We start from the raw sequence: 26,079 nt of genomic DNA on the forward strand, positions 1-26,079 counted from the left end.
TTGAAAGACTAATTAGAAAGTTTATATATAAACTTAACCAAAAATGGACTATCGCCTATCATTGACTAATTTAATACAAATTCACCTTTTAATCCTTTTATAGAGCTTTCACCAACCATTACTTTAAAAGCCCCTGGTTCTATTATAAACTTACCTTGGTTATTATAGAAGCCTAAATCATCTTCAGTTAGAGTGAATTGTACAGTCTTCGTTTCTCCTTTTTTAATATCTACTAATTCAAACCTTTTCAGCTCTTTTAAAGGCCTTACTATGCTGGCAACCTCATCATGGATATATAATTGAACTATCTCTTTTCCATCAAACTCACCTGTATTCTTCAACTCTACCGAAATGACAATTTCCTCTCCCTGTTGATAGCTTTCTTTATCTATCTTTAAGTTGCTGTATTCAAAAGTGGTATAGCTCAAGCCATATCCAAATGGATAAAGTGGAGTCTTCTCTACATCTATATAATGAGACCAAAACACATTATTATCTTTATCTGTAGGCCTTCCAGTACTATAATTATTATAATAAATCGGGCATTGTCCCACATTTCTAGGGAATGATATTGGTAACTTTCCACTTGGATTATAATCACCGTATATCATTTGTGCAACCGCATTACCTGTTTGAGTTCCTAACTGCCATGCTTCAACAATTGCCGGAATATTTTCAGCTGCCCATGGAATAGCAAGCGGACGGCCATTATTTAATACCAATACAATTTTAGAATTTACTTTATATATTTCTTCTAATAATTGTTGCTGATTTCCAGGCAATCCTAATTCTGTTCTACTTCTACCCTCTCCACTTTGGAAACCATGTTCACCTAAAACCATTATTACAACATCAGCGTTCGATGCCACATTCTTTGCCGCTTCGAAGCCAGAGAAATCTGTACTATTAATATTAAGTTCATTCACAAATTGTGTTTCTCCTATAGTTACATCAGTTCCTTTCTCAAATACAAGTTGATTATCGGTATACTTTTCCAGCCCTTCTAATACAGAAACTGCCGTTCCATCTTCAGAAGCTAACCTCCAGCTACCTAGCGGACTATTTTTGTCATTTGCCAAACTACCAATTAAGGCGATTTTCACACCTGATTTCTTTAAAGGCAGTAATCCACCCTCATTCTTTAGCAACACGATTGATTTCTTTGCCATGTCTAACACAGCATCATGATTTTCCTTGCTCCCAATTACTGATTTTTCACGTTCCTCATCACAGTATTTATAAGGATCATCGAAAAGACCCAGTTCAAATTTCACTCTTAGTATTCGTCTGGTAGCATCATCTACCAAGCTTTCTTTTACCTTTCCTTCTTTTACCAATTTTGCTAATTCGGAAACATATACGTGCGAAGCCATATCCATATCAGAACCAGCCTCAACTGCTTTTAGGGCTGCATCATTTGCATCCTTGGCGTAGCCATGAGCAATAAGCTCACGAATAGAAGCCCAATCGGAAATGACAAATCCATTGAACTGCCAATCACCTTTTAGTATATCTCTTTGCAATAGTTTGTTTCCTGTAGCCGGAACACCATTTAGCGTATTAAAAGAATTCATTAAAGTACGCACACCAGCATCTACCGAAGCTTTAAAAGGAGGCAATACTGTATTATGCAGCTTTGAAATGCTCATGTCTGCCATATTATATTCTAATCCTGCTTCTGCGAAACCGTAGCCTGCAAAGTGCTTGGCACAAGCCGCAATGGTATTCGTTTCAGCCAATGATTCACCCTGAAAACCTTTAATTCTCGCTTTTGCTATCTCACTGCCTAAATAAGGATCTTCTCCTGCACCTTCCATTACTCTTCCCCACCGAGCATCGTTAGAAATATCTACATTAGGTGCAAATGTCCAGTTAATACCGGAAGCGGCCGCCTCAGAAGCGGCCACACCAGAAGATTTTCTAATAGCCTCTAAATCCCAACTAGCTGCTTCAGCTAAAGGAATGGGACCTAAAGTCTTGTGACCATGAATAACGTCATAACCAAATATAAGTGGAATACCCAATCTGCTTTCTTCAACGGCTATTTTTTGAACTGCTTTAACATTTTTCACACCTGTTACATTCAGCATTGAACCTACCAATCCTTGTTTCAGATGTTCTAATTTTTCTTTTTCAGATCCACCTTCTGGTCGTGGCCCAGTAAAATCCCATGTTCCATTGTATTGGTTCATCTGGCCCACTTTTTCTTCCAGTGTCATCTGATCCATAAGCAGTGTGATGCGCTCCTCAATAGGTAGCTTTGTATTTAAGTGTGCATTCGTTTGCGCATACGCCCATGAAACAAGACCTAACAATAGCGCTGTTAAATATTTGGTTTTATGATTCATTTCTTCTCTTTTTTATATTTTTTTAGTTGTCAGCCTTTCTTCGAAGGCGTCTCAGATACCTCTTTTTTCTATTTACCCTATGGGTATAATCAAAGTCTAAGTATGATAAAGGGCCTTCAATTATTTAGACTTAATTTCCAAAAGCTTATAGACATCACTAGTTTACTAAATCTCTTTTAGTGACTTCTACCCAATCAATAAAGTAAAAAGCCTTGGTAAACCCATCTATTAAGTCGTTATCGAAAATTGTCCCATCGTGCCCTACATTTAAGTTAAAAATGATGATATGGGGAGTGAAGTTCCGTAATTCAAGATTAGGATCTGTTTCGTTATTATAAGTCTTTACATATTCATCATTTACAAAAATGTGAATAGATTTTGAACCACCATCATCCAACAAACGCATTTCAAGCGTGTGCCAACCATTGGTTGTATCACTTTCCAAATCATATTCATGAACTGTATTATCATGAGATAAAGTGTTTACACCGACAGTGTTTCCATAAAAAATATTACTTGCAAACACTTCACTGTCACCGTAAGAATAACCTTCCATAATATCGATTTCACCCTTTGTAGGCCATCCATCCTCGTCCACCGTCCAAAAGGCAGGCCATAAGCCGTATGTTTGATCAAAATTCACATAACGAGGTGAGCCGTCAGGATTTCTACCATCTTGAGCCAATAACTTTAGGCTCGCTTTAAACCTAATCTCCTCATCCTGCTCTGGGCCATATTTTATTTTAGATTTAATGTGACCCGCCTGGAATCTATTCCCTCTTCTAACTGCTGAAAGTTCCATGACTTCACGATTATCCCATTGACTATAATTGGCTTGACTAGCTCGGTAATCGGTAGTTTGAGTGGAATTATAATCTGCTCGGCTATTCTCAAAAATCCAATTTATGCTAGAGCTACTACTGTCAGTAAAATCGTCTCTAAAAACAGTCCGCCAAGGGCCTAACTCTTTACCTTCAATTATTTTGTCATAATAGGTCGCTTCATTAATTATATCAGTTTTCTCCTGCACTGGTTCAGGCGTCTTTTGATCTGTACACTTAATTAAAATTAAGGCTATTAACACAGCCAAAACCAACACTTTTATTAATTCATTATTCCTCATTATTCTCCATTGGATTTATTAGTGATAAAAATCAGGTTTTATTTTTGGAGGAAGTATAATTTGTGAAGCGTTTAATGATAAAAATGTAGCATAAATGAAGCTAAGCATGCAAAATATTACCATTTTAGCACTATATGCATCAGATAGCTAATGCTTTTCTTAATGGTAATGAGGAGCTATTATTGATACTTTACGTAAGACATTTAGTACATCTAAGCATTTGTCTTACTCATTTTGAGCATCCAAAACGATTTAGTTTACTATTTAATTATCCAGATTGGGCCTCTATATACTTGTTTTCAAAAGGTGAAAATATTAGCAATGGAAAGGGATTAATTTAATAGTCAATTTAAAAAAAGTGGAAGGTTAAACCTGCTATAAAATTCAAGCCATTAGCTTTTCTTTCTTTCCCAGATACCTCTTCCATCGTTCGTTAATATGCCCGGAAAAATCTCTGATAAACATGATATAACTGGGTTTAAAAGGAGCTCTGATAAGCTTCATTCCACTAGCTTCAGGGGTGTAATGACCTTTTTTAGCGTTACATCTTTTGCATGCAGTAACCAAATTAGTCCAAATTGATTTACCTCCTTTTGAGCGAGGTACTAAATGGTCTAAAGTTAGATCCTTTTCAGAGCCACAGTATTGGCATGTAAATGCATCACGTTTGAAGATATTTTGTCTGGTAAGCATTACGCCTTTATAAGGCAGATTGGCATATTTGTTTAAACGGATTACACTGGGCAAGGCAAAACTCTTGTCAACCGTTCTAAGTGGTTGATCATCATCTTCCAATAATTCTGCCTTCTTGAGGTAAACTAAAAGAAATGCTTTCTTATAACCACAAACTGTTAGTGGGCTAAAGTCCTGATTTAATATTAAAGTTCTTTTATGCTCAATCTCCATAAGCTTAATACTTTAAGCAGGGAGATCTTTCAATTTAGGTGATTACCCTGCGGATATCTGACAAATAGTGTGTATAACGCTTTTGTTCGACATTGAATATACCATTTTCATCAATTAAATCAATTCGAACTTTGCCCGAAGCATGTATAATTGTCTGATTTTCAAACAAAATACCCACATGAGTCACTTTTCTATCAGCATTTCTGAAGAACAGCAGGTCACCAGGAATGGCTCCTTCAAAATTTTCTACCTCTCTACCTTGAGTTACCTGTTGCGAAGCATCTCTCAACAGTTTGTACCCACAAATTCTAAAAACCACTTGTGTGAGGCCAGAACAATCTATACCGAAAGGTGATTTACCACCCCATAAATAGGGTGCGTTGAGATATTTAAGCGCAATCAATTTTACGTATTCAAAATCCCTTCTTTCACTTAAACTTTTTGCCTCACCATTAAAGCCAAGATGTTCTTCAATTTTAAAAATCTCATTTGTAGAAATAGGAATAATACTTCCTAAAGTAACAGGTACAAGGTTCTTATTATAAAGAATGGATGCCACCAGATCGGTACAGATTTTATAAGTGGAATTATTAATCTGATCAAAATACTCCGAGCTTATGGCATGAAACTGCTTGCGGTCTATCCAACCTTTGTAGCCGTCAAAATAATTCTGGATTTTAATCCACTTTTCTGCTACTTCAAGCACACTGTAGTGTTCACCAAACAATAGCTGGGTAACAATTTCAGCTTTATCAGAGCCTTCAGCCCTCACAGGAATTATACTAAGCCTGCCTATACCTTTTTGACCTGCTTCCATTATTTAGAATTTCATTTTAGAAAGCTCCCGTTTCATGTCTTTTTCCTTAATGCTATCTCGCTTATCATGGATTTTTTTACCTTTTGCCAAAGCAATCTCCATTTTTGCTAAACCACGAGCATTGATGTAAAGCTTAGTAGGTACTATGGTCAATCCCTTTTCTTCCATCTTCTTTTTAATCTTCTCTATTTCCTGCTTTTTTAGTAGAAGCTTTCGCTCTCTCTTTTCTTCGTGATTATAATGCGTACCTAATTCATATTGACCAATATGTAGGCCTCTTACAAACATCTCTCCCCTGCTCACATAACAATACGACTCTTGTAAATTCACTTTATTTAGTCGTATAGCCTTTATTTCGGTACCTTGAAGTACCAGACCAGCCTGAAAAGTATCAAGCCATTCATACTCAAAGCGAGCTTTTTTATTTTTAACTAATATGTTTGAGCTAAACTGTTTTTTATCTCCCATAATGAGATTTTAATTATCGCGTAATTAGAATCAACTACCCAATATAATGTTTTTGAAATACTTCTTGAATTTTATCTTTAGGCAAAATTCTTTGACCTGTTTGTCCTTCTGCCACTAGTCTACTTCCTACAAGTACTTGATAAGAGCATATAATTTCCTGATTCAAAATCTCCTCAAAGGTAGCAATAATTTCTACGGCTTCACCTAGAAAAGCAGGTGCCTTATGATTGATTTTTAAGGAAGTTCCAATTCCTTCCTCATCTTCATCAAGCATCTCCAAAACAAAAAGCCTTGTGCTCCACTCTATTTCTCTGGCTAATGCAAAAGTAGAACATACTTTATGAACTGATTGCCCTTCGAAGGCTGCATAATCAGAAGCTTTCACCTTAAAATGATGTGTTTTGGTATCACCTTTATTAAAAAGATTTTGCATAATTATTCAGCAGTAAATTTCATTCTTGGTTTAGGTGCTGCATTAATATTTTCAAAATCCTCTTTAAGATATTTGAAGTGAGCGGCCATGGCAATCATACCGGCATTATCCGTGCAATATTCGAATTTAGGAATGAATATTTCCCAATTAAGCTTCTGGCCTAAAGTATTAAGTTGTTCCCTTAAATGTGAATTAGCTGATACACCACCTGCTATAGCAATCTGATTAATACCAGTCTGCTTGGCTGCTTTCTTAAGTTTTTGTAATAAGGTAGTGATTAGTCTATGTTGAACACTGGCACATATATCATTCAAATTATCTTTTACAAAATTTTCATCCTTTTGATGATGGTTTTGAAGAAAATATAAAACCGCTGTTTTTATGCCACTAAAGGAATAATTCAGTCCTGGCATTTCTGTTTCCGGAAAACTAAAGGCCTCCGGATTGCCTTCCTTGGCATATTTATCAATCATAGGTCCACCAGGATAAGGAAGTCCTATAATTTTCGCAATCTTATCAAATGCTTCACCAACCGCATCGTCCTTGGTCTCACCTAAGATTTCCATATCCAAATAATCGTTTACCTTCACAATTTGGGTATGTCCGCCACTAACAGTTAAGCATAAAAAAGGAAAACTCGGTTTTGGATCTTCAATAAAATGAGCCAAAATATGCGCCTGCATATGATTTACCCCAATCAAAGGTATTTTTAATGCCGATGCCATTGACTTAGCAAAGCTACTCCCCACTAATAAAGCGCCTAATAATCCAGGACCTTGTGTAAAAGCTACTGCATTTAAATCCTTCTTCTTTATATTTGCCAATGAAAGTGCCTGGTCAACCACTGGGATTATATGTTGTTGATGTGCTCTGGATGCAAGTTCCGGAACAACTCCACCATATTTTTCATGAACTGACTGTGTAGCTACAATGTTGTTAAGGACTTTCCCGTTTTGAATAACTGATGCAGAAGTTTCATCACAGGAAGACTCGATCGCAAGAATAGTAATATCCATAATTTGAAGGAAGAACAAAATATTTCGCAAGGTATTAAAAAAGGAATCGCAAAAGCAATTCTCTATATCTTCCTTATCGTCTTTTTTGCACTCAGCTTTGTGGCACTAGCCATGCAATCCTCATATGTACAAACTAAAGTTGCACAGTACGGAAGCGAATACTTAAGTGAAAAGCTAGGGTTTTCTATCACCATTGAAAGGGTAAACATTGAGTGGTTCGATAAACTTGCCATTTCTGATTTAAAGGTAAAAGATCGTGAAGGTGAATCATTTATAGATGCCAAAAGATTAGTTGTGGACTACGATATACGTGAGTTGATAACGCCTGAAAATATTGTGCTTGATGAGGTTAGCTTGACCGAATCGCGTGTAATGCTCAGAAGAAACAAAGGAGAAGATCTTTTCAATATAGATAACTTTATTTATGCTATAAAAGAATTTGCCGGAGCAGGTGATAGCACAAAGGCTCCTAAAACCTTCATCATGAATGAAGTAACACTGAAAGACATAACCTTGGGTATTATTAATCTGGATAATGATAGTATTACAGAAGGATTTAATTACAACCAGTTTATATTAAAAAACCTCAATGCTTCTGTAAATGGATTCAAGACCAGGAGAGATACTATAATGATGAAAGTTGAGTCGCTCACCGCAGTTGACTCAGCCTCATCTTTAACAATAAAAAGTCTATCTACTGACTTCGAGATATCACAAAGTAAATTAAGCTTAGCTCAATTAGATTTAGATGTAAATGACAGCCATATAGCCGACTCCATAGTTTTCAATTATAATTCAATGAGTAATCTATCCTATTTGGTAGACTCTGTTAAAATTGCCGCTAACTTTAAAAACACCTCTATTCACGCTAAAGACCTGGCTTATTTTGCTCCTTATGTAAAAAGATATAAAGACACCTATAAATTAAATGGCAGCTTCTCCGGCAAAGTGAAGAACTTCTATGCAAAAGATATTGACCTCGTATTTGGAGATAACTCACATTTGAAAGGTAGGCTAAGGATGGATGGATTGCCAGATTTTAATGAGAGTTTTATTGACTTCACTTTACAAGAAGCCAATTTCACACCCAAAGATATTTCTCAATATGTGGTTGATAGTCTCACAAACAGAAAGATTGATATATTAGGCCCTGTTGATTTTAAAGGAAGATTTACTGGTTTCCCTAAAGATTTTGTAGCCAATGGTGTATTTACATCCCAGCTTGGTAGAATTGAGTCAGATCTTAACCTCAAAATAGCTCAGAATATTGAAGAATCGGAATACTCCGGTAATTTGTCCACTTTCAATTTTAACATTGGTAGGCTTTTAGAGGTAGATTCTTTACTCCAAAAAGTACAAATGACAGGTAATGTAAAAGGAAAAGGATTAAGCCTTGCTACTGCTAACCTTAAACTAAATGCCAATCTGGGTTTCATTGGAATCAATGGTTATGAATACCAAAACATTAAAACTAATGCTCAGCTAGCAAAAGAGTTTTTTAATGGTGAAATTACGATCAATGACCCTATCCTTAAAATGGATATGGATGGTTCTATAGATTTTAGAGATAAAAAGAATATTGTAAACGTTAATGTAGCAATTGATACCGTAAACCTCAGGGCTGTTAATCTCTCTAAAAGTGATATTTATGTCAAAGCAGAAGGCACCTTAAAATCAGAAGGAAATAGCTGGGAAACCATAAAAGGGCAAGCGTATTTAAAAGACGTTTATGCTAAATATGGTAACAACAGCCTTCAGTTGGACACACTTGGGGTAATTACAGATGTGAAGGATCAATACAGGGAACTTTATATCAACTCAGATTTAATTAGTGGCAGCCTAAACGGAGAATATGAGTTTTTACAGTTGCAGAAAGATATAGCCGTGATGGTAAAAGAGTTTCGATTAAATATTAAAAATGATGCTAATCAACTCAATGAGTACTATAGTCAATTGGATACTTTAGCTAACTACCCTGATTACCAAGTGCTATTTGATTTCAATATAAAGGCAATAAATCCTTTAATTCAACTTTTTGTTCCTGAGCTTTACATCCAACCAAACACAAAGATATCTGGTAGTTTTAACAATGGTATCAACAGCATATTTAACTTAAGCGGCACTATAGATTCAATTAATTATGATGGTTCCAGCTTTAAAAACAATGAGATTGACGTTAACCTTTCAAAAGATCACCGAAGCAGAAATGTGCTCGGTATGGCTTACGTTTACTCACAAAGTCAAAAGCTATTTGAAGAGCTTGAAACTGAGAATATCGAATCAGAATTAATCTGGACAGGACAAGAAATTGATTTTAATGCCTTTATTCAACAACCTAAGTTTGACAATGATTTAGATGTTGCAGGTTTGTTAACCTTTAAGGAAGACTCTACTGAAATTCGAATTGATCAATCTCGTATTAAAGCGCTTGATAAAAACTGGAGTTTTATTGAAAACAACCTTTTTACCATTACTGATGGAGAATACTATTTCAAAAATTTTGGTCTTTTAGCTGAATCAGAAAAAATTGTACTTGATGGTGTTTTATCGAATGATTCCAGCAAATACCTAACTACTAAAGTTGAAAACTTCAACTTATCTGGTATTAATACCATTTCAACTACACGAGAGTTTGAGGGCTCCATCGATGGGATCGTTAACATCAATAAACTCAATGATAAATACCTGATATTGAGTGATGTCACAATTGATGATCTCTATGTTGATGCTTTTCTGGTAGGTGACATTAAAGGAAAGTCCAACTGGAAGGCAGAAAGCAAACAATTAGGGCTAGATTTTATAGTAAATCGGAATGGAACCGATATTATTAGTGTAAATGGTAATTACACACCTAACAAAGCTAAAAATACTCTGGACTTAGAGGCCACGCTTGATAATGCTAACCTGGTTATTGCAGAACCATTTATTAACACCATTTTTTCTGATATTAAAGGTTTGGTAAATGGCAATTTCAAAATTACTGGTGATCTTAATTACCCTATTGTTAGTGGCTTGGGTAAAGTTAGAGCAGGGCAAGTGCGAGTTAATTACCTAAACACACTATATGATTTCAATGGAAATGTCTCTTTTGATTTGAATAAAATCACCTTGCAGAATATTGAATTGAAAGATCAGCAAGAAAATCTGGCTTATCTTTCTGGTGATTTATTGCATGATGGCTTTACCGACCTTTTCCTTGACCTAAAAGGAAACATGTACAGCTTTAATGTATTAAACACTACAGCTAATGATAATAGCCTTTACTATGGTAATGCCTTTGTTAGCGGTGACATTTCTTTTTATGGGCCAGCCAATAACTTAGTTGTAGATGCTAAGGCTCGATCCGAAAAAGGTACCAAACTGTTCATTCCGGTAGAAAGTACTTCCTCCGTTCAGCAGGAAGAATATATCCATTTCATTAATATCAAAGATACCGCCAACCATACATCAACTCCTATCAACACTGTAGATGAAGTGGATATAACGGGTTTAACGCTAAACTTTGATTTGGAAGTTACACCAGATGCTTATGCCGAAATCATTTTTGACATTAAATCGGGCGATATCATAAGAGGTCGTGGAAATGGTGAAATAAGTTTAAATATTGACACCAATGGTGCATTTACCATGCTGGGTGATTATACCCTTACTGAAGGTGGATATAACTTCACTCTATACAACATCATTAATAAGGAGTTTTCTATACAACCTGGAAGTAGAATATCATGGGATGGAGACCCTTATGGAGGTAATTTGGATATTACAGCCGTTTACGAGCAAAATGTATCCTTACTACCAGTTGTAGATACCACCTACAGTGATAGCCCAGAATTAAGAAGAAGATACCCTGCTAAAGTTATATTGGATTTGGATGGTGATTTACTACAACCACAGGTAGATTTTGATATTGACATCAGTGGTTATCCTGAAAGTATAACCTCATCAGTTGGAGCCTACTCATTAGGACCAGTAATGGCGTCATTTGAGGCGGAACTTGAAGCAGATGAGCAAGAGATGAAGCGTCAGGTATTTAGCTTAATTATTCTTAGAAGGCTTTCTCCACCATCTTCATTTGCTGTTAGTGGATCGATAGGTAATTCGGTGAGCGAATTTCTCTCCAATCAGTTAAGCTACTGGGTAACTCAAATTGATGAAAACCTTGAAATTGATGTGGACTTAGGATCATTTAGTGATGAAGAATTTAATACTTTTCAATTAAGATTATCATACAGCTTTCTGGGTGGCCGACTAAGAGTTACCAGAGATGGAGGTTTTTCACAGGGCAATACAACCGATGTTAACCAAGAGATTCTCGGTATTTTAGGTGACTGGTCAGTAGAATATTTATTAACTGAAGATGGTAAGCTAAGGGTTAAGGTTTATAATAAAACCAACTATAGCGCAATTGACAAAGCCACCAACAGTGCTACCACGAGTACCGGAGTCAGTTTAGTGCATGTCACCTCCTTCAACCAGATAAGAGAAGTATTTAATAAAAATAAAGATAAACCAAGCCCTCCAGAGAATAAACAAGAACCTGAAGAAGAAGAAGAAGAAGAAGAGGAAGATAAAAAAGAAAAAGATAATACTCCTCCATCTGATCCTCAGGCCATCTTAAGAGAAGATGAGGAAAGCACATCAAACGATGAACTAAAATAGCTCACCCTAGTTGATTAGCCTAAAAGCTAAAAACATTGAGTAAAGTAAATATATTTTGGTTTAGAAGAGATCTTCGCCTTTTCGACAATACAGGACTCCATTATGCCCAACAAGACGGCATTCCTGTCATCCCCCTTTTCATTTTTGACACGAATATTTTAAACGATTTGCCAAACAAGCAGGATGCTCGTGTTGAATTCATTCATTCTGAATTGAAAGATATGAACGAGAAACTCAATAAAATAGGCTCTAGCATGCTGGTTAAACATGGTAAACCTGATGAAGTTTATCGAGCCCTAATTGATGAATTCGACATCAACGCTGTCTATACCAATCGTGACTACGAACAGTATGCTAAAGATAGAGATGAAGACATCTCTAACATATGTGAGCATCATGGCATTGGTTTCTATGATTTTAAAGATCATGTGATTTTCGAAAAGGAAGAAGTACTAAACGGCAGTAATGAGCCCTATAAAGTTTTCACGCCATATAAAAATAAGTGGTTAGAAAAACTCGCCTCCGGCTTTATCCATCCTTATAAAGTAAAAATGGATAAGGAGTATTTCTATCAAAATAAATTTAAGCTCCCTGCTTTAGGCGAAATAGGTTTTGAAGAAACTGAAATTGATATTCCTAAAAAGAAATACAAAGAAGATATCATCGAAACGTATGACAAAACCAGAAACTTTCCTGCAAAGAATGGTACCAGTCGCTTAGGAATACACTTGCGCTTTGGTACCATCAGTATTCGTGAGGCTGTTTCAAGAGCTCAAAATTTAAACGATACCTGGTTAAACGAACTGATCTGGCGTGATTTCTACAGTATGATTTTAGCCAACTTTCCTCATGTAGAGAACGGCTCTTTCAAAAAGGAATATGATAACATACCATGGAATAACAATGAAGAGCAATTCAAAAAATGGTGCGAGGGCAAAACAGGATACCCTATAGTTGATGCAGGAATGAGAGAGCTCAATAATACAGGGTATATGCACAATAGAGTTCGCATGATAGTGGCAAGCTTTCTCACCAAGCATTTATTAATTGACTGGCGCTGGGGTGAAGCTTACTTTGCCGAAAAGCTTTTAGATTATGAGTTGGCAAGTAATAATGGTGGCTGGCAATGGGCCGCTGGTTCAGGAACAGATGCTCAACCCTATTTCAGAATATTTAATCCTTACAGTCAGACAGATAAGTTTGACAAAGACAAAAAATACATCAAAAAATGGGTTCCTGAGTTTGGCACAGATAAGTACCCTGAACCAATAGTTGATCATAAAGAAGCACGTGAAAGGGCACTGGACACCTACAAATCTACCTTGAAAAGCTAAAAGTAGCGCTTTAATAAATACCTTTGTTTCATGAGTATTGGACGCTTGTGCTTTTTATCTTTTATTGTTTTTGTCCTGAGCCATCCAATATCAGCTCAGCACCAAGATTCCGTTAATCGTGCCAAGTTGAAAAGACTTATTTTGGTTGAATCTGGTGTTTATGCAGCTAGCATTATAGGCTTAAGTTACATTTGGTATGACAGCGACAATCGTCAATCATTTCATTTTTATAATGATAATAAACAATGGCTTCAAATTGATAAGATGGGTCATGCCTATACGGCTTACCATGTCAGCAGCTTGAATGCCAAGCTTTTTCAAAATGCAGGACTATCAAAAGAAAAAGCTTACTTATGGGCCGGAATCAGCAGCTCTACTATGATGCTCACTATAGAAGTTTTTGATGGTCTTTCACCGGATTATGGTGCTTCCTGGGGCGATGCCTTAGCAAATTCGATAGGTGCCTTTCTCCCCTATCAGGAGCTATTATGTGGAAAGGCATATATTCATCCAAAATATTCTTTTTCACCATCCCCATTTTCAGAATTAAGACCAAATGTACTTGGTGAAAATTATTCAGAACAATGGTTAAAAGATTATAATGGACAAACTTATTGGTTAAGCACCAACTTAAATATCTTTTCTAAAAACAACATCTTTCCAGATTTTTTAGCTTTTAGTTTAGGTTATGGTGGAGATCGTATGGTTTACGGAGACCCAGATGAAAATGAAATGAACGGATATGATTCATATCGGCAATATTACCTGAGTCTGGATATAGACTTTAGCAGTTTCAACACTGACAAAAAGTGGTTAAAAGTGCTTTACTACGCACTGAATTTAATTAAAATACCTCTACCCACTTTAGAGTATAACAAATTCGGTTGGAAGTTTCACCCGATATATTTTTAAAAAGAATTAAATATTAACACAGATGAATGTAGGAGATAAAGTAAGGTTGCTTCACGGCAAAGAAGAAGGAATAGTAACTAAAAAGCTAGACAGAGGTCTGGTAGAAGTAGAAATTGAGGATGGTTTTGGCATTCCTGTTTTAGAGACTGAATTAGTGGTTGTTGCTGCTGATGAAAGTACTGCATTTTCTGATAAACCAAGAAACACCGTAGAGACAAAAAAAACAGCTAAACCCAAGAGTGTTGAAAAAGGATATTATGTTGCCATTATTCCATTGAATGATCAATTACACAGCATCTATTTAATAAACCAAGAAAATAGCGATGCACTGGTTTTAGTAAATGAATTGAATAATAAACACGAAGAGAAAAGTATACTTTCAGAGAAAATATTTGCGGGTAATAGAACAAAAATAACTGAAAGAAATCTAAATCATCTAAATACTTGGCCAACCTTATCCATTACAATTTTGGAAGAAAACAATAGCTGGAGCATTGCTAAGAGGCCTGAAAAAATAAATCTCAGCATTAAAGCAAAGCACTTTAAAGGTGAACTTAAACCAATTACCAGCCTCAATAAAAATGGCTATTTAATTCCTTTAAATTCTGTCAGCAAAGAGAACATTGAACCAGAAGTAATTGATGCTGATAAATTAAGAGAGGGCATGTATGCTCAAAAAGAACAAAGCTTTCAAAGGGAAGGTAAAAGAATCAGTATTGACTCAGAAGTGGATCTGCATATTGAAGCTTTAAGATCGGATGCAGATCAAATAAAGCAAAATGAAATTCTGGATATTCAGCTTCGCGCTTTTGAGCAAAAGTTAAGTCAAGCTATTGCAGCAGGTTTAGATGAAATCACTTTTATACATGGCGTGGGAAACGGAATTCTCAGAAATAAAATCCATAAATACCTTTCGCAAAGCGACCATATCAAGTTCTTTAAGGACGCTCAGAAAGAAAAATTTGGTTATGGAGCAACTTTGGTAAGGATAAATTAAAATTTTATCTTAATTTTATACCAAACTATTAACTTTTAGCAATACCACTACAATCACTTTTATAACCTAAAAATACTCGTGCTATGAATTTTAACGAATTTATGGAATCTTACGCAAACGAAATTGGTGGTCAGTTTCAGGAATATGATACCAACAAATCGGTTATTATTTACCCATTAGGCGGCAATAGATACCAAGCTGTATTAGGAACCAAAAGAAACAGTGAGATTACCAATAAACCTAGTATTGAATTTACCTCAAAAGTTTGCGAGTATTCAGAATCAATAAATCTGGAAAATCTGATTAGAGCGAATTCTTCATTTACAGCAGCACGTTTTGTGTTAATAGATGATTTTATAAGAGTTGAAGCCGCTACTTATGCTGAAACAGCAACAGAAAGTGTATTGAAAAGTATTATTGAAGAGGTAGCTACTGTAGCAGATGCCTGGGAGCATAAGCTAACAGGACAGGACGTTCACTAATATTTCCGTTTCAAAATCCTTTTGTCAATTTATTGCGTTAAATTCAACGTTGAAATTAATTTAAAATCTTAATTGCAAGCTGTCTTATCGTGCTGGTCCCGATAGCTATCGGGACAGTAAGGAAAGTCCGGGCAACATAGAGTGCCGTACCTTGGGAAACCAAGGGTGATGATTATATCATTAACAGAAAGTGCAACAGAAAACAAGTAGCCCAGGCAAGTTTACTTCGTCTGGGTCATAGTGAAAAGGTGCGGTAAGAGCGCACCGTGTTTGGCGGTAACGTCAGCAGCTAGGTAAACCTTGCGGGTTGTAAGGCCACATACATTTTTGCTCCCGATCGCTATCGGGATAAGTGTTACTCGCACTAAATCACAGTTTTGGCTGTGAAGTAAAAAGGGGTAGGCTGCATAGATAAATGATAAGAGCCTTGATAATTATCAGGGATACAGAACCTGGCTTATAGGCTTGCAATTATTTTTAACCTTATACCAATGGCAAAAATTCTATTAGTAGATGATGAAGCAAGTATCAGAAACACCTTAAAAGAGATACTTGAATATGAAAAATACGAAATTGAGGAAGCATCGAATGGCGAAGAAGGGCTAAAGAAAATTGAAAACCAACAATTTGATTTAGTGCTTTGCGATGTTAAAATGCCTAAAATGGATGGGCTTGAGTTACTCAATGCTGTTTTCGAAAAAGAATATGATGTTCCTTTCATCATGATTTCTGCTCATGGCACAATTGATACTGCCGTTGATGCCACTAAAAAAGGAGCCTTCGATTTCATTTCTAAGCCACCTGATTTAAATAGGCTATTAGTTTCTGTCAGAAACGCATTGGATAATTCTTCCTTAGTAAAAGAAACAAAAACGCTACGCAAAAAGGTCTCTAAAAAATACCAGATGATCGGCTCCTCTCCTGCTTTAGGTGAAGTAAAGGAAACCATTCAGAAGGTAGCACCAACTGATGCCCGTGTGTTAATACACGGTGAAAATGGAACTGGAAAAGAATTAGTAGCCCGTCAGATTCATGAACAAAGTGAAAGGGCTAAATCTGCCATGATTGAAGTAAACTGTGCAGCCATTCCATCAGAGCTCATTGAAAGTGAACTATTTGGTCACGAAAAAGGGGCTTTTACATCAGCTGTAAAACAACGCATAGGTAAATTTGAACAAGCCAACGGAGGCACACTTTTTCTTGATGAAATTGGAGACATGCCTTTAGCAGCTCAGGCTAAAGTATTGAGAGCACTTCAAGAGAATAAAATCACCAGAGTTGGTGGTGATAAAGACATCAAAGTAGATGTTAGGATTATTGCTGCCACTAATAAAAACCTCAAAGAAGCTATTGAGAAGAATGAATTCAGAGAAGATTTGTATCACAGAATAAGTGTGATAAAAATAACTGTCCCTCCTCTTAAGGAGCGTAAAGAAGACATCCCTGAATTGGTAGATAAATTTTTATCAGATATTGCCGATGAACACGGCAGCAAGAAAAAGTCTATTAACAAAGACGCTCTTAAACAGCTTCAAAACTACAGCTGGAGTGGTAACATTAGAGAGCTACGTAATGTGGTAGAAAGATTGGTAATCTTATCAGGTGATGAGATAAATGCCGAAGATGTTAAGAAGTACACTGAATAATCAGTGTGCTTTTTTAAATAGTAGCCTCTATCTCGGCTCCCTCTGAATCTACATTAAGATCGTTAGATGCATAAGTAGGACAGGTTTTTTGAGCACATGCTCCAATAAATAAGCCTGCAACAACGATTAGTAAAATTTTTTTCATGACAAACGTTTTATTCAATACTTATGAATCAAATATAACCTCAATTATTTATAAACTGAAAATTATAACATAATAAATTTAACAAAGAATCCTTAAAACATGCAAATCATTGCAGTCATATTCAAAATACCAACTGCAATGATTTACTTGTTGCTTAACTATAAGCTTATTACAATTTTACCTTGTGTGTGGCCTGTATCTATTTGATCAAAAGCTTCATTAACCTCTTCTAGCTTGTAGTTTTTTTGCACTGGTATCTTAATATTACCAGCCTCAATGATTTCGCGCATATGATCCAATTCTCTTGAATTTGGCTCTACAAACACAAAAGTGAAGTTGGTAGACTCTTCAAGCGTATCACCCTGTCTAGCTATAGAGACTATACGACCATTCTCTTTTAAACACTTTTCACCAATCTTCGTGCTATCACCTCCAACTGCATCAAAAACCATATCAACGCCTGTTGAGCTTATTTCTTTTAGGGCCTCTTCTACTCTATTATCTTTATAATCAATACAGTAATCGGCTCCTAGTTCAGTCAAATAATCATGATTCTTTTTACTTGCCACGGCAATAACCTTGCTGCCATGATACTTAGCTAATTGTACAGCAAAAGTACCTACACCTCCAGATGCTCCTAAGATTAAAATAGCTTCATCGGCCTTCAATTTACCCGCATCAAATAATGATTGATAAGCCGTTAAACCTGCCAACGGCACACCTGAGGCTTCTTCAAAACTGATATTTACGGGCTTTTTTGATAAATAACTTTCTGGAAGTGCTATATACTCAGCAAATGTTCCAGCATGTAATAAGGGTCTTCTGGCGTAGGCATAAACTTCTTCTCCTACTCTAAATCTTCTGGCACTGTGCCCATTTTCTTCTACAACGCCAGCCATATCCCAACCTAATACTATAGGAAATTCAGAAGGCATTCTGTCCTTCATATAACCTAATGATAGTTTCTGATCAACAGGGTTTATGCCACTTGCCTTTATTTTAACCAAAACTTCGCCCTCCTTGGGGCTTGGCTTTTCTCTTTCTTCAATGATTAATTTTTCTCCGTATTCTTTTAATACTGCTGCCCGCATGTCCTTTTTCTATTTAATATGAAAGTTTAATAAGACAACAGAGAGCAGAAACCAGTGTTCAGAAAAATTACAAGACCTTAATAATAAAAATCATTGCGTTCTTCATCAATCTCAATATTAAGCTCGGTGGAGGCTCCTAATATGCCATAGCCACCCTTTACATTAGAATATACCTGACTTGGTTCTACAAATGCTTCAGGATAACGATTGTTTTCCAGGCTTAATAAGTATTTATATAAAGCCTCACTGAATTGATAAAAGACTACAGATGAGCCACTTTTGGTATATGAATATTCGTCTTCATACTCGTAGTAACGGAGGTCATTGTATGATCTAAAGACATTGCTATAACTTTCGCCATTAAAAAGGTCATCTCGGATACCTATCATCGAATTATAGTTATAGTAAATCTCATCAACAGTTGGGTCCGCGCTTTCTAAACCTCCGTAGGTATAACTATTGTAAACGGTATCCTCCCCATACTCTTTATCATAATAAAGATCGTAAGATGAAACAGCTAAACCATAATAATCTTCAGAAGTCTTTTCATCCTTAAATTGTAATGAAATCTCACTTTCCGAATAAGTACCATAACCATCATTCACTTGCTTGGTTCTGTGTTCAATGGTTATTTCATCAGGATTTAACATTAATGGAACAGTTACTGATGCCTCTAAATCCGGATAAGAAGGATACTCAACAGTAATTTCATACTTATAACCAGGCTTTATAGTTAAACCATCTAAAGTATAGTAAGATTGCTCGTTTCTTGTCATTAGGCCAACTAACTGATCATTTTCATAAAGATTGACCACTGCCGTATTAATTTGTCTTATTTCACCCTTTTGAAGAATTGGTTTACTGGCAAACACACTTACTTTAGGGGTTTCACCAGCTTTGAGCCAGCCATTTAATACGAGTACGCTTTCCTGCTCATCAACATCAATTGTAACATCTTTAAAACAGGATGTTACCAATAACATTAAGCCAACCAGATAAAAAATATTTTTAGTTTGCATTAGGTCTTACTTTAAAACTATAACTAATTGAAGGGATAAATTGGAAAATGCTTAACTGCTCAAAACCAGTTGAACCATCATCTTTCGTGTAGGTCTGTATAAAAAATGGGTTCTGTCTATTATAAGCATTATATACGCCCAAACTCCAGATTCTTTCACCCCATTTTTTCTCTTTGTGCCAACTGAAACCTATATCTGCTCTATGGTAAGCAGGCATGCGGTAAGCATTTCTATCGCTATACTGATAGACTTCTTCATAATAACCATAGTTATCATACCCTTCTGGACTCAGTTGGGGATATATTGCTGTAGGGATAGTGATGGCATTTCCGGTACCGTATACCCAGGTGGTATTCATTTCAAATTTATCACTGAATTTAAAATTCAACACAACACTTAAATCATGTCTTCTGTCATATTTGTAAGGATATATTTTACCAAAGTTTAATTCATCAAATTGTCTGTTATTCCATGAAAGCGTGTAACCTACCCAGCCGGTAACTTTACCAGTGTTTTTTCGTGCCAAGAATTCTGCTCCATAAGCCCAACCTCTACCTGAGGTAACCTTTGATTCCCAGTCGTTTGATACCTCCAGAAAGTTAGCTCCTTCACGATACTCAATCAGGTTATCCATGGTTTTGTAGTATGCTTCTGAGCTTAATTCATACTTATCATCTTGAAGCGATTTATGTATACCAACAGCAACTTGCCGACTACGCTGTGGCTTAATGTTATCAGTTGCCGGCACCCATAAATCAGTTGGCAAACCAATGCCGGAATTAGTCAACAAATGCAAGAACTGAGACATTTCGGCATAACTGGCCTTCACTGAAAGACTCTGATTAAATAAATACCTCGCGCTTAACCGTGGCTGAAGAGAAGTGTAAAGCTTTTTATTCACATAAAAGGCTGATGCATTGAGGCCTACATTAAGTTTAATCTTATCATTTAACGTGTAATCGTCTTCAACAAAGAACATATACTCATTTCCATAAACGGGTTTTACATCGGGCAAATCAGCTTCTTCATAAAGTCCTTCATCTACATTAAAGGCCTCTGGTTGAAAAATATGGTAAATATATTGTGTTCCGAATTTGATGGCATGTCTATTATTAGGGAAGTAATCAAAATCTGCCCGAATAGAATAATCCCTTATACCTGAATTATAGGCTGCATAGAAATCATACTCGTAGGTTGTATCAGTTTCTACAGTTCTACTATATGAATCATTAAAAATATTGAAACCGTATTTGCTAAAAGTTGCAGTCGTATTTAGAAACAGCTTGTTATTGATTAAATGATTCCATCTTGCTGCGGTAGTAACATTACCCCAATATATACCTGATTCATCTTCCCAATAATCATTACCTGAAACATCTCTACCACTTTTATCTAAAGCATAGAATTTGTCCGTTCCGGTATAAGCACTAACATATACCCTATCTTTATCGCTGATGATATAATTCGCTTTTCCATTAAAGTCATAAAAGAAATAACCCAGATCAACATCAGAATCAGTACTCATTTTAATGAGTGGTCTGGCTAACAAATCGATATAAGTCCTTCTACCAGAAAGTATGATGGAGGCTTTATCTTTTATGATGGGTCCTTCAACCGAAAGCTTAGAAGAAATAAGTCCGATACCTCCATCTGCCTGCCAATTATTCATATTACCTTCTTTCATGTTGATGTCAATCACGGAAGAAAGTCTGCCTCCATATCTAGCCGGAAAGCCTCCTTTGATTACTTCAACATTGTTAATAGCATCGGCATTGAATACAGAGAAAAAACCGAATAAATGAGAGGCATTATAAACGGGAACTCCATCCATCAGAATCAGATTCTGATCAGGTCCTCCACCGCGTACATAAATACCACTGCTTCCTTCACTACCTGATTGCACACCGGGCATCAACTGAATAGCCTTCAGCACATCTACCTCACCTAAAAGTGCAGGAATATTTTTAATCTCCTGAGACTTAATGGTCATTGAACTCATCTTAGTAAGCTCAACACCTGGTCTGGTTCCTTTTACGGTAACCTCTTCCAACTCATCGGCCATTGAAAGCCTAAAATTTAAAGTGCTGTCAGCGTTTAGTTTTAAAAAGGCCTTTTCAGTTTTATAACCTACATAAGAGACCTGAACAGTAGCGGTGTCACCCTTTAAGCTTAGACTATAATACCCGAATTGATTAGTGGTGGTGCCATGCTGAGCGGATGGTTGCCAGATATTAGCGCCAATAAGAGCCTCACCAGATTTGGCATCTCTCACATAACCATTAAGTTGATGTTGAGCTTTAACTTGCCAAAATAGTAGTAGTAAAAGGGTCACTAGCCCTATTCTTTTTGTCATGGTTCGAAATGGTAGTTTTTAAGATTGATTTTTTTAAGTTATTTCTTAGACCCAGAACTATTTAATAAGGTTGGAAGCCTATAAAAAACAATCTACAAACGTAACTAAATAATTTAAATTGAGTAGCTCTTAACTTTTTTGACTAAAAAATATTTAGGTTTTATTATCAGTAAATAATCGTGAAATTTGCCAGATGAAAAATCCCGTTTCAGACACAATTGTTGCCCTTTCTACTGCGCCAGGCGTTGGTGCTATAGCCGTCATCAGACTTTCAGGAGATGATGCTATTAATTTGGTTAATTCCGTTTTCCATGGAAAAAACCTACTATCGCAACAAAGTCATACAGCGCATTTTGGTACAATTAGAGATGGCTCTAAAATTTTAGATGAAGTATTGGCTACCGTATTTATAGCTCCTCACTCCTTTACTAAAGAAAATGTTGTGGAAGTAAGCTGCCACGGTTCACCATTTATAGTACAACAGCTGATTAAACTTTTTTTAAGAAGAGGTGCTCGCCTGGCCAAAGCAGGAGAATTTACACAGCGTGCCTTCCTGAATGGGAAATTTGATTTAGCACAAGCCGAAGCAGTTGCCGACTTAATTAATGCCGATACAGAAGCCGCCCATAAAGCAGCTATGAACCAGATGCGAGGCGGTTTCTCAGAGCAAATTAAACAGCTAAGACAAGAACTTATTCATTTCGCTTCTATGATTGAGCTGGAGCTGGATTTTGGTGAGGAAGATGTTGAGTTTGCTGATAGAAGTGACCTGAAGAATTTAGTTGACAAACTATTATCCGTCATAAAAATATTGGCCAATAGTTTTGATTTGGGTAATGTGATTAAAAATGGTGTGCCTACCGTAATAGCTGGAAAGCCTAATGCCGGTAAATCTACTCTATTAAATGCCTTACTGAATGAGGAAAAAGCCATTGTATCCGATGTAGCAGGCACAACGCGCGACTTTATTGAAGATGAGATTAATCTTGAAGGCGTAGTTTTCAGATTTATTGATACCGCAGGTTTACGTGATACTGAAGATAAAGTAGAAGCAATTGGCGTGGAGCGTACCAGGGAAAAGATGAAACAAGCCTCACTCATCATTTATATGTTCGATTTGAAGAATGACAATATTGTTGAGGTTAACAGAGAAATCAATATGCTCGAGAACCTTGGCATTCCATTCATCAAGGTAGGCAATAAAGTGGATGAGGTACAAGCTGAGCTTTATGAAGCCATGAAAAAGGATGATACTACCCTATTTATTTCAGCTGTTAATAAAGAAAACCTTGAGCTACTTAAAGAGAAGCTGGTAGAAACTGTAAATCTTGACAACTTCAAAACAGGTGATACAGTTGTAACCAACATAAGACATTACGACAACCTGATACAAACGCAAAATGCGTTACAAGCGGTAATGGAAGGACTCAATAGCGATGTTACCGGAGACTTCCTAGCAATGGACATCAGACAAGCTTTACATTACCTGGGTGAGATTACTGGTGAGATCACTACAGATGACCTTTTAGCCAATATCTTTAGTAAGTTTTGTATCGGAAAGTAATTACTTTTCGAATAGTACGCTAAACCCTTCTTTTACTTGCTATTAGACTGTTTTTACTTCCTTTACTTGTTGCTAATTTTCCTATTTTTTCCTATCTTTCGTTTCTAATTTGTTGCTGAACAATCAATATTTGTTGTTAGCAACAGATTTTTAAGATAGAGGCGAGATAATGTTACATACAGATACATCCTGATACAAAGGGATACACTCTGATACAGAAACAAGCCCAAAAAGGAAACACCATGAGCAGCAACATTCGAGTTCCCAAAATCTGTCAGCATTGCGGTACTGAGTTTATCGCCAAGACTACTGTGACCAAATTTTGTGGTGATAACTGTGCCAAGCGTGCCTACAAGAAACGCAAGAGAGATCAGAAGGTACAGGAGATTGCCCCTACTGCGGTACAGAAACAGGAATACAATCAGGAACAAGTCAAAGACAAAGACTTTCTAAGTATTGCCGAAACCTGCAAACTACTTGGAGCAAGTAGAATGACTCTGTACCGTCAGATCAAGAACGGAAAAATTCAAGCTGCGAAAATTGGTAGCCGTACCATCATTAAGAGAGAAGAAATCGAAAAACTGTTTCAGGCATGAAAGTAACACTAAGAAAACGCAATCAAGGTGGCAAGACCAGTCTATACCTAGACTACTACCACAAAGGGAAAAGGAAAACCGAATACCTCAAATTATACCTTTCTCCCAATGCAAAGACCAAAGAGGAAAAGGAAGTCAACAAAAAGACCCTTCAATTAGCTGAGACTATCAGAGCACAGCGACAAATCGAAATCCAAAACGGTGTTTATGGATTCAGAGATAATGAGAAATTGAAAGGCAGCTTCCTTGCATACATTGAGCTACTGGCTAACCAGAGACAAGACAGTCCTGGCAATTACGGCAATTGGACAAGTATGCTGAAACATCTAAAGGCTTTCTGTTCCTATGAGGTTTCCTTCTCAGATATTGACCGACAGTTTATTCAGGATTTCAAATACTACCTTGATAAGAAGGCTATTGCACATGGTGACCAGAAACTATCTCAAAATTCTAAGTACTCCTACTTTAACAAGCTGCGAGCAGCTTTAAAGCAAGCAGTGAAAGACGGTATTCTACCTACCAACCCAAGTGAAGGGGTTGACGCCTTTAAACAAGGTGAACCTGAAAGAGAATTTCTGACTTTGGAGGAACTGCAAGCAGCAGCCAATACGGAATGTGAAATACCTCAGATGAAAACGGCATTCATATTTTCATGCCTTACAGGTCTGAGGTGGTCAGATATTAATAAGCTACTCTGGTCAGAGGTGCAGCACTCAAATGATAACGGGTATTACATCCGATTCAGACAAAAGAAAACCAAGGGAGCAGAAACCCTCCCTATTTCAGAACAAGCCTTTGGCTTGCTCGGTGAAAGGCAAGCTCCAGAAGAGCGAGTATTCAAAGGATTGAAATACTCTGCATGGCATAACCTGAAATTGCAACAATGGATGATGAAAGCTGGTATCTCCAAAACCATCACTTTCCATTGTGCCCGTCATACCTATGCCACTTTGCAGCTTACGGCAGGAACTGATATTTACACAGTCTCAAAGCTCTTAGGCCATAAGGAATTGAAGACCACCCAAGTCTATGCCAAAATCATAGATGAAAAGAAACAGGAAGCAGCCAACAAAATCAAACTTGACCTATGAGCAATCAAACCAAATTACTTGACGACATCCTGTACCAAGAGCTTCGCCCTTGGTTAGGAAAAAACAGCCTTGATCAAAAGTATGCTTCCAAACTCAGTAGCGTAAAGGAAGCCTCCACAGATTTTCAATTCAAATATGAAATCAGCTTTCACAGGCCATTCGATCACAAAACAAAGTACTATTCCAAACTAATATTGAATAATGTCAAATCAGAATGTGTCAGGCTTGTCGAGCTGATCAAGGAGGACAACAACGAAAACTTAATCAAGTATTGGCTTGAAGACACACTTAACAAGCGGATTAAAACACGTTTAAAAGACCTTGGAAAGCTCATTAAAGAAAAGGACTATGCACTGACGTACATAGATCCTAAAAAAACATCCTTTGAATTAGACCAAACTCACAAGGCAAACACATTCATCTTACAGCTTCTAAAGCTTGCATACATGCAGCTTTACTTAGAAATCCAAAATGCTTTCAGCACTTGGATAGAAGATCAATTCATACTGGAGGACTTTTACAGCCAACTACTTTTAGAACCTGTCCCGGACAAACATTTCTTGAAACCAGTTCAAGTAATTGAAGTTGAATCCAAACCATTACCAGCAGCCAAAACGGAAACCGCAGCAACGGCAAATTCATTTCATTCATTTACCTACAAGCAGCTAAACACCAACCCAGATAAATTGACCGATTTATGGGATAGCCTAAAGCTGAATCATTTCATTAGCAAATCCACAACCCTACTCAACTTCAAAAAGGTATTCTCAGGAGGTGAAATCAAAACACCTATAGAATGGACAGGAAATATCAGCGAGCTATTCTATTTCATTAAGCTGATATACTCAGAACATAAGTTGGTGGATGATCTAAAGCAAAAGCAATGGGAAGTGACTTGCCTATGCTTCGTTGATACTGATGGGAATTCCTTTGACAGGTCAAAGTTCAGGTCTTTAAAAAGACCGAACCTGACAGGAGATAAAATAGAAAAGGCAGTTTCGCACCTGATATAGTCCACTCTGCACTATACTCCTTTTATCTTTTTTCTGTTTTTGTTTAGTCCTCTTTTACCTTAAAAG

21 protein-coding genes and 1 other RNA gene are annotated in these 26,079 nt (G+C 36.7%); 11 read left to right on the plus strand and 11 right to left on the minus strand.

What is annotated here, in order from left to right:
* Window positions 1-65: 65 nt before the first annotated feature.
* The 7 genes from bglX to tsaD all read right to left on the minus strand — a co-directional run bounded on the left by bglX (window position 66) and on the right by tsaD (window position 7,111).
* A complete protein-coding gene (gene bglX / locus JKP34_RS11855) occupies window positions 66-2,348 on the minus strand; it encodes a beta-glucosidase BglX (protein WP_201921596.1) in 2,283 nt (760 codons plus the stop codon).
* A gap of 157 nt (window positions 2,349-2,505) precedes the next feature.
* Window positions 2,506-3,471: a glycoside hydrolase family 16 protein gene (locus JKP34_RS11860; protein ID WP_201921598.1), complete on the minus strand. Its 966-nt coding sequence runs from the start codon at window positions 3,469-3,471 to the stop codon at window positions 2,506-2,508.
* Between the two features lie 384 nt (window positions 3,472-3,855).
* On the minus strand, window positions 3,856-4,377 hold the full coding sequence (locus JKP34_RS11865; protein ID WP_201921602.1) for an HNH endonuclease: 522 nt from the start codon (window positions 4,375-4,377) through the stop codon (window positions 3,856-3,858).
* Between the two features lie 34 nt (window positions 4,378-4,411).
* Entirely contained in the window at window positions 4,412-5,194 is a 783-nt protein-coding gene (locus JKP34_RS11870; protein WP_201921606.1) for a C40 family peptidase, read from the minus strand.
* A 3-nt stretch (window positions 5,195-5,197) separates the two neighbouring features.
* The gene (gene smpB / locus JKP34_RS11875; protein WP_201921609.1) at window positions 5,198-5,662 is read right to left on the minus strand and encodes an SsrA-binding protein SmpB; all 465 of its coding nucleotides are present in this window, start codon (window positions 5,660-5,662) and stop codon (window positions 5,198-5,200) included.
* 34 nt (window positions 5,663-5,696) lie between these two features.
* Window positions 5,697-6,095 carry a thioesterase family protein gene (locus tag JKP34_RS11880; protein WP_201921614.1) on the minus strand — a complete coding sequence of 133 codons (399 nt, stop codon included), beginning with the start codon at window positions 6,093-6,095 and terminating at the stop codon, window positions 5,697-5,699.
* Window positions 6,096-6,097: 2 nt separating this feature from the next.
* On the minus strand, window positions 6,098-7,111 hold the full coding sequence (gene tsaD, locus JKP34_RS11885) for a tRNA (adenosine(37)-N6)-threonylcarbamoyltransferase complex transferase subunit TsaD (protein ID WP_201921617.1): 1,014 nt from the start codon (window positions 7,109-7,111) through the stop codon (window positions 6,098-6,100).
* 3 nt (window positions 7,112-7,114) lie between these two features.
* Here tsaD and JKP34_RS11890 point away from each other — a divergent pair, with 3 nt between their 5' ends.
* From JKP34_RS11890 to JKP34_RS11920, 7 genes are all read left to right on the plus strand, one after another.
* Window positions 7,115-11,770 (plus strand): translocation/assembly module TamB domain-containing protein, encoded by a 4,656-nt coding sequence (locus tag JKP34_RS11890; protein WP_201921620.1) that lies wholly within the window; start codon window positions 7,115-7,117, stop codon window positions 11,768-11,770.
* 35 nt (window positions 11,771-11,805) lie between these two features.
* Window positions 11,806-13,104 carry a cryptochrome/photolyase family protein gene (locus JKP34_RS11895; RefSeq protein ID WP_201921623.1) on the plus strand — a complete coding sequence of 433 codons (1,299 nt, stop codon included), beginning with the start codon at window positions 11,806-11,808 and terminating at the stop codon, window positions 13,102-13,104.
* A 126-nt stretch (window positions 13,105-13,230) separates the two neighbouring features.
* The gene (locus tag JKP34_RS11900) at window positions 13,231-14,016 is read left to right on the plus strand and encodes a DUF2279 domain-containing protein (RefSeq protein WP_201921626.1); all 786 of its coding nucleotides are present in this window, start codon (window positions 13,231-13,233) and stop codon (window positions 14,014-14,016) included.
* A gap of 22 nt (window positions 14,017-14,038) precedes the next feature.
* A complete protein-coding gene (locus JKP34_RS11905) occupies window positions 14,039-15,013 on the plus strand; it encodes a Smr/MutS family protein (RefSeq protein WP_201921629.1) in 975 nt (324 codons plus the stop codon).
* An 83-nt stretch (window positions 15,014-15,096) separates the two neighbouring features.
* Window positions 15,097-15,495: a hypothetical protein gene (locus JKP34_RS11910; protein WP_201921632.1), complete on the plus strand. Its 399-nt coding sequence runs from the start codon at window positions 15,097-15,099 to the stop codon at window positions 15,493-15,495.
* 71 nt (window positions 15,496-15,566) lie between these two features.
* Window positions 15,567-15,971: RNase P RNA component class A (gene rnpB, locus JKP34_RS11915), an RNA gene on the plus strand.
* 15 nt (window positions 15,972-15,986) lie between these two features.
* On the plus strand, window positions 15,987-17,141 hold the full coding sequence (locus tag JKP34_RS11920; protein ID WP_201921635.1) for a sigma-54-dependent transcriptional regulator: 1,155 nt from the start codon (window positions 15,987-15,989) through the stop codon (window positions 17,139-17,141).
* 13 nt (window positions 17,142-17,154) lie between these two features.
* Here JKP34_RS11920 and JKP34_RS18320 read toward each other — a convergent pair whose 3' ends face one another.
* The 4 genes from JKP34_RS18320 to JKP34_RS11935 form a co-directional block, all read right to left on the minus strand.
* A complete protein-coding gene (locus JKP34_RS18320; protein ID WP_262895663.1) occupies window positions 17,155-17,286 on the minus strand; it encodes a hypothetical protein in 132 nt (43 codons plus the stop codon).
* A gap of 158 nt (window positions 17,287-17,444) precedes the next feature.
* Entirely contained in the window at window positions 17,445-18,377 is a 933-nt protein-coding gene (locus JKP34_RS11925; RefSeq protein WP_201921639.1) for an NADP-dependent oxidoreductase, read from the minus strand.
* A 77-nt stretch (window positions 18,378-18,454) separates the two neighbouring features.
* Window positions 18,455-19,396: a DUF4249 domain-containing protein gene (locus JKP34_RS11930; RefSeq protein WP_201921642.1), complete on the minus strand. Its 942-nt coding sequence runs from the start codon at window positions 19,394-19,396 to the stop codon at window positions 18,455-18,457.
* On the minus strand, window positions 19,386-21,749 hold the full coding sequence (locus JKP34_RS11935) for a TonB-dependent receptor (protein ID WP_201921644.1): 2,364 nt from the start codon (window positions 21,747-21,749) through the stop codon (window positions 19,386-19,388). Before JKP34_RS11935 ends, JKP34_RS11930 begins: the two co-directional genes overlap by 11 nt.
* Window positions 21,750-21,942: 193 nt before the next feature.
* Between JKP34_RS11935 and mnmE the strand changes: the two genes are divergently transcribed.
* The 4 genes from mnmE to JKP34_RS11955 all read left to right on the plus strand — a co-directional run bounded on the left by mnmE (window position 21,943) and on the right by JKP34_RS11955 (window position 26,013).
* Window positions 21,943-23,313, plus strand: coding sequence for a tRNA uridine-5-carboxymethylaminomethyl(34) synthesis GTPase MnmE (mnmE, locus tag JKP34_RS11940; RefSeq protein WP_201921647.1), 1,371 nt, complete (start codon window positions 21,943-21,945; stop codon window positions 23,311-23,313).
* 311 nt (window positions 23,314-23,624) lie between these two features.
* A complete protein-coding gene (locus JKP34_RS11945) occupies window positions 23,625-23,909 on the plus strand; it encodes a helix-turn-helix domain-containing protein (protein WP_245986460.1) in 285 nt (94 codons plus the stop codon).
* Window positions 23,906-25,000 carry a site-specific integrase gene (locus JKP34_RS11950; protein ID WP_014022280.1) on the plus strand — a complete coding sequence of 365 codons (1,095 nt, stop codon included), beginning with the start codon at window positions 23,906-23,908 and terminating at the stop codon, window positions 24,998-25,000. The genes JKP34_RS11945 and JKP34_RS11950 overlap by 4 nt, the downstream gene beginning before the upstream one ends.
* Complete coding sequence (locus tag JKP34_RS11955) at window positions 24,997-26,013, plus strand: hypothetical protein (RefSeq protein ID WP_014022281.1); 1,017 nt, start codon at window positions 24,997-24,999, stop codon at window positions 26,011-26,013. The genes JKP34_RS11950 and JKP34_RS11955 overlap by 4 nt, the downstream gene beginning before the upstream one ends.
* Window positions 26,014-26,079 lie beyond the last annotated feature (66 nt).

The organism is Marivirga atlantica, assembly GCF_016734805.1.
GTDB classification, from domain to species: Bacteria; Bacteroidota; Bacteroidia; order Cytophagales; family Cyclobacteriaceae; genus Marivirga; species Marivirga atlantica.